The 4,572-nt window shown below is 51.9% G+C and carries 7 protein-coding genes and 3 pseudogenes; 9 read left to right on the forward strand and 1 reads right to left on the reverse strand.

The window, feature by feature from the left end:
• Positions 1-109 (reverse strand): HTH domain-containing protein (locus ACGCCZ_RS07045; RefSeq protein WP_411655661.1); only part of this gene is annotated, 109 nt, incomplete at its 3' end.
• Positions 110-288: 179 nt separating this feature from the next.
• On the opposite strand from ACGCCZ_RS07045, the gene ACGCCZ_RS07050 reads away from it, so the two are divergent.
• From ACGCCZ_RS07050 to ACGCCZ_RS07090, 9 genes and pseudogenes are all read left to right on the forward strand, one after another.
• Complete coding sequence (locus tag ACGCCZ_RS07050) at positions 289-501, forward strand: DUF951 domain-containing protein (RefSeq protein WP_411655656.1); 213 nt, start codon at positions 289-291, stop codon at positions 499-501.
• A 32-nt stretch (positions 502-533) separates the two neighbouring features.
• Positions 534-1,178: pseudogene (locus ACGCCZ_RS07055) on the forward strand (PCRF domain-containing protein).
• A 24-nt stretch (positions 1,179-1,202) separates the two neighbouring features.
• Positions 1,203-1,619 carry a peptide chain release factor-like protein gene (locus tag ACGCCZ_RS07060; RefSeq protein ID WP_411655662.1) on the forward strand — a complete coding sequence of 139 codons (417 nt, stop codon included), beginning with the start codon at positions 1,203-1,205 and terminating at the stop codon, positions 1,617-1,619.
• A gap of 13 nt (positions 1,620-1,632) precedes the next feature.
• Entirely contained in the window at positions 1,633-1,779 is a 147-nt protein-coding gene (locus ACGCCZ_RS07065) for a hypothetical protein (protein ID WP_411655657.1), read from the forward strand.
• On the forward strand, positions 1,742-2,329 hold the full coding sequence (locus ACGCCZ_RS07070) for an L-threonylcarbamoyladenylate synthase (RefSeq protein ID WP_411655658.1): 588 nt from the start codon (positions 1,742-1,744) through the stop codon (positions 2,327-2,329). Before ACGCCZ_RS07065 ends, ACGCCZ_RS07070 begins: the two co-directional genes overlap by 38 nt.
• A gap of 22 nt (positions 2,330-2,351) precedes the next feature.
• Positions 2,352-2,597: a hypothetical protein gene (locus tag ACGCCZ_RS07075; RefSeq protein ID WP_411655659.1), complete on the forward strand. Its 246-nt coding sequence runs from the start codon at positions 2,352-2,354 to the stop codon at positions 2,595-2,597.
• A gap of 111 nt (positions 2,598-2,708) precedes the next feature.
• Positions 2,709-3,247, forward strand: a pseudogene (gene coaE / locus ACGCCZ_RS07080) (dephospho-CoA kinase).
• Between the two features lie 14 nt (positions 3,248-3,261).
• Positions 3,262-3,801: a lytic transglycosylase domain-containing protein gene (locus ACGCCZ_RS07085; RefSeq protein WP_411655660.1), complete on the forward strand. Its 540-nt coding sequence runs from the start codon at positions 3,262-3,264 to the stop codon at positions 3,799-3,801.
• A 44-nt stretch (positions 3,802-3,845) separates the two neighbouring features.
• A pseudogene (locus tag ACGCCZ_RS07090) lies at positions 3,846-4,572 on the forward strand (aminopeptidase); the annotation flags it as partial.

A 4,572-nucleotide genomic window follows, 5' to 3' on the forward strand; every position in this document is an offset into this window, starting at 1 on the left:
TCGCCTTCCAGAGTGCACGTGAAACTCCCAGCGCTTCACTGAGCTGTTCACCAGAAAGATAACCTTCATTCTGGCGAAGGCGCAGCAAAATTTCCTCTTTTGTATTCATGGAATCCCCGCTTTCTGTCCAACCTATATTGTACAATAGTATAGCACAAACGTGGTTTCTCTGCACCTATCGGTTTTACTGGGACAGAATCCCAAAAAAACATTGTCTGTTTTATGGAATTGGTGCTATAATATATTCTTAAGCGCATGGAAAAAGGTTGAGAATGGAGGTGCGGAAGGATGGATGTACGACCTGGCGATATTTTGCAAATGAAAAAGCAGCATCCATGCGGGGGAAAGGAATTTTTGGTCCTGCGCGCCGGCATGGATTTTAAAATCCGCTGTACCACCTGTGGCCATGAGATCATGGTGCCGCGCCTGAAATGTGAAAAAAACATCAAGAAGATCCTTCGGGAGAACACGGGGGATGAACTCAGCGCCTTTGCCGGTTAAAAAATCATTTACTTGCAAAGGAGAGCAGAACGATGTTTGAAAATATTCAGGTGTTTGAAAAACGTTATGAAGAATTGAACCAAAAACTCTGTGACCCCACGGTTTTGACAAATCCAACGGTCTATGCAGAATTGATGAAAGAGCATAAGACCATCACGCCCATCGTAGAGAAATACCGCGAATACAGGCGCGCAGAAGATGCACAAGCGGAGGCCCTCTCTTTGTTGGAAGAGAACGGGCTTGAAAAAGAATTGCGAGTAACTGGCAGAACTGGAATTGGAGCAGGCGAAGAAGGATATCGCCCGCACTTCGGATGAGTTAAAGATCTTTTGCTGCCCCGCGACCCAAACGATGAAAAGAACGTGATCGTGGAGATCCGCGGGAGGTGCAGGGGGAGAAGAGGCAGCACTCTTTTCGCTGTCTTGTTCCGCATGTACAGTATGTATGCAGAACGCCATGGCTGGCAAACGGAGTTGCTGAATGTGAATGAAACAGAATTGGGTGGTTACAAGGAGATCAGTTTTATGATCTCTGGTGATGGGGCTTATTCCCGCTTGAAGTACGAAAGCGGCGTACATCGCGTACAGCGCGTGCCAGAAACAGAGACCCAAGGCCCGCGTACACACGTCAACGGCAACTGTGGCGGTATTGCCGGAAGTGGACGACGTGGAGATTGAAGATCAACCCAAAGGATTTGGCAGATCGATACCTTCCGTTCCAGCGGTGCAGGTGGTCAGCACATCAACAAGACATCCTCAGCGATCCGCATCACCCATTTACCCACGGGCATGGTAGTGGAGTGTCAGGATGAACGGAGCCAGTTCAAAAACAAGGATAAGGCCATGCGGGTACTGCGTTCCAGATTATATGAGATCGAACAGGCCAAGCAGGATGCCCAGGCGGCTGCGGACCGCCGTTCCCAAGTGGGAACGGGCCACTGTTCGGAACGAATCCGCACATACAATTATCCACAGGGCCGGGTGACGGATCATCGCATCGGCTTGACTCTCTACCGACTGGATGACATTCTCAATGGAGATATCGACGAGGTGATTGATGCTCTTGTAGCCGCTGACCGCGCGGCAAAGTTGGAGCAGACGGTGGAAAACCAGGGATAAGGGGCAGGCATCCATGCAGACAAGATTTTTAAAGGCGGATGCACCGGGCGCGGTCGAGGCTGTAGCAGCGATTTTGCAGGACGGCGGATTGGTGGGAATTCCTACAGAGACGGGTCTATGGCTTGGCGGCAAATGCGTTGGATGGAACGGCGGTTGCTAAAATTTTTACTGCAAAGGGGCGCCCTATGGACAATCCTCTGATTGTACACATCAGCCACTTTGAACAGATCTATGAGTTGGTCCGAGAGGTGCCGGAAAGCGCAAAAAAATTGGCAGATCGTTTTTGGCCGGGGCCGCTGACCATTATTTTGCCCGAATCGGCGCAGATTCCGGATGAGGTGAGTGCGGGTTTGGACACGGTTGCGGGACGGTTCCCCGACCATCCGGTGGCACGCGCGGTGATTGATGCGGCAGGGGTGCCGCTTGCCGCGCCATCGGCCAACCTGTCCGGGCATCCAAGCCCCACCACAGCAGCGCATGTGATGAATGATATGGACGGTAGGATCGAGGCCGTACTCGACGGCGGACCGTGCTCGGTCGGTGTAGAATCAACGGTGTTGACACTTGCAGAGCAGCCTCCACGCCTTTTGCGTCCGGGTGGCATTACGCTGGAACAGCTGAAAAGTGTGCTTGGCCGTGTAGAGATGGACGATGCTGTGTTGCATCCCCTGCAGATGGAAGCGTGCCGCATCGCCGGGGATGAAATATAAGCACTATTCACCCAGGGCAAATGTGGTTATTCTGGACGGTTCATTGGAACACTATATCGACTATGTCAATACACATGCGGAAGATGGCGTGGCCGCTCTTCGTCATGATGGCGAGGATACAGCGTTGCGGGTTCCTGCCATCTGTTATGGCGGGGAGAAAGATTGCGGGGAACAGGCGCGCGAGCTCTTTCGAAGCCGCCGCGAAGAACTGGATGAACGGCTCCATGCAAAGACAGTCTATGCGCGTTGTCCGGAACCAAAGGCGTAGGATTGGCGGTCTATAACCGCTTGATCCGAGCGGCGGGATTTGAGGTGATTGACGTTGGCTAAACCTTTGGTCGTTGGACTTACCGGCCCAACTGGGGCGGGAAAATCTACAGTGGCGTCCGCTTTTGCAGCACTCGGCTGTGAGGTGATCGATTGCGACCGCGTCGCTCAAGAGGTTACGCATCGTCCGGATTGCCTTACCGCACTTCAAAGCGCCTTTGGAAACGATGTGGTGTCAGAGGGACGTTTGAACCGGGTCTTTTGGCTGAGCGGGCCTTTTCCAATGCGGTTTCTTCAAAAAAGCTCAACGGAATTACCCATCCGCTCATCATGGAAGAGGTACGCCGGCGCATTGCCGCCAGCGGCAAAAAGGTGGTTGTAGTGGATGCGGCGCTTTTGTTTGAGAGCGGTGCGGATGCGCTTTGCCGGGTTACGGTCGCAGTCGTTGCTGAGCCAGAACTCCGGATGCGCCGGATTATGCGGCGGGACCGGATTACGGAAGTGCAGGCTCGCGCCCGTATGGGGGCCCAACAGCCGAACGCATATTATACCAGCCGGGCTTCATATGCTATGGATGGGGGAATCGATGCCGCACAGGTTCCAGAGGAAACCGAGAAGCTGTTGCACGTTCTGTTGTCGTCATCCAGTTAAACGGAGGATTTGCAATGAGACGATCTGTGAAAACACTCCTTCTATTGGCTGTACTGGTTGTTGTAGGGGCGTGCCTTTTGCGGTTGGGACACGATTACTTCATGCGTACGGCGTATCCTTTGGGATACCGTGAAATTGTGGAAGAAGAAGCGCAAACGCAAGGGGTGGACCCGGCGTTGGTTTATGCGGTGATGAAAGCGGAGAGCAATTTTGATCCGAACGCGACATCGCATGCAGGGGCGCGTGGACTGATGCAGATCACGCCGGATACATTTGACTGGCTGCAAACGAAGTTGCGAGAAGGGGTGCCCTATACAGCGGATGATCTTTATACGCCGCGGGTCAATATTCGTTATGGCTGTAAATTTTTGCAGATTTTACAGGATAAGTATTCAGAGCAAACAACTGCTTTGAGTGCCTACAATGCAGGGATTGGGACGGTAAACAATTGGCTGAGCAACCCCGACGTTTCCCAGGACGGCGTGGAGCTGGAACCGGATTCCGTATCCGGAGACAGAGCGTTATGTAAATGCTGTACTGCAAAATTATCATAAATACAGGGAACTCTATGAATTTGATGAAATAGGAGGTACATTTCATGGCTAAAAAAAAGGAACTGGCAGATGTTGAGCAGCTTCGTGAGGACTTGCTCATCTGTCGCAAAAATGGATACCACAAGATCCCCGATGAGCGTGTGAAGAAAGCAGACGCCTTCTGCGAGGATTATAAGGAGTTTTTGGATCACAGCAAAACAGAGCGTGAGGCAGTAAAGTCTGCCATCGTGCGCGCCGAAAAAGAAGGTTTTGTAGCGTTTGATCCCAAAAAGAGCTACAAAGCCGGCGATAAGGTGTATTATAACAACCGTGGGAAGGCTTTGATTTTGGCCGTAATTGGCAAAGAGGGATGTAAAGATGGCGTTCGCATTGCTGCGGCGCACATCGATTCTCCTCGTTTGGATCTCAAGCCCCATCCTCTCTATGAAAAGGACGAGCTGGCGCTGTTTAAATCCCATTATTATGGCGGGATTAAGAAGTACCAGTGGACGGCAATTCCACTTTCCATGCATGGACTGGCGGTTTTGAAGGACGGAACACATGTGGAAATTCGCCTGGGAGAAGAGCCCGGAGAACCACAGTTCTGCGTCACCGACTTGCTGCCGCATCTGGGTACAGAACAGATGTCAAAGACGCTTGGAAAGGCGATTGAAGGAGAAACCGAGCGGCGCACGAAAAACGCGAAAGCGTTTCACGATAAATGCGAAAACTCACACGAGTATGGAAGTCGTTCCGTCAGATCGGCTGGCACAACCGAACGAGTAGAGGACA

This window comes from Anaeromassilibacillus sp. SJQ-1, assembly GCF_046693725.1.
Lineage (GTDB): Bacteria > Bacillota > Clostridia > Oscillospirales > Acutalibacteraceae > Anaeromassilibacillus.

Bases quoted from the DNA above. Each gene is read 5' to 3' on its own strand.
- ACGCCZ_RS07050 (WP_411655656.1), top strand. From the start codon at position 289: ATGGATGTACGACCTGGCGATATTTTGCAAATGAAAAAGCAGCATCCA.
- ACGCCZ_RS07065 (WP_411655657.1), top strand. From the start codon at position 1,633: ATGCAGACAAGATTTTTAAAGGCGGATGCACCGGGCGCGGTCGAGGCT.
- ACGCCZ_RS07085 (WP_411655660.1), top strand. From the start codon at position 3,262: ATGAGACGATCTGTGAAAACACTCCTTCTATTGGCTGTACTGGTTGTT.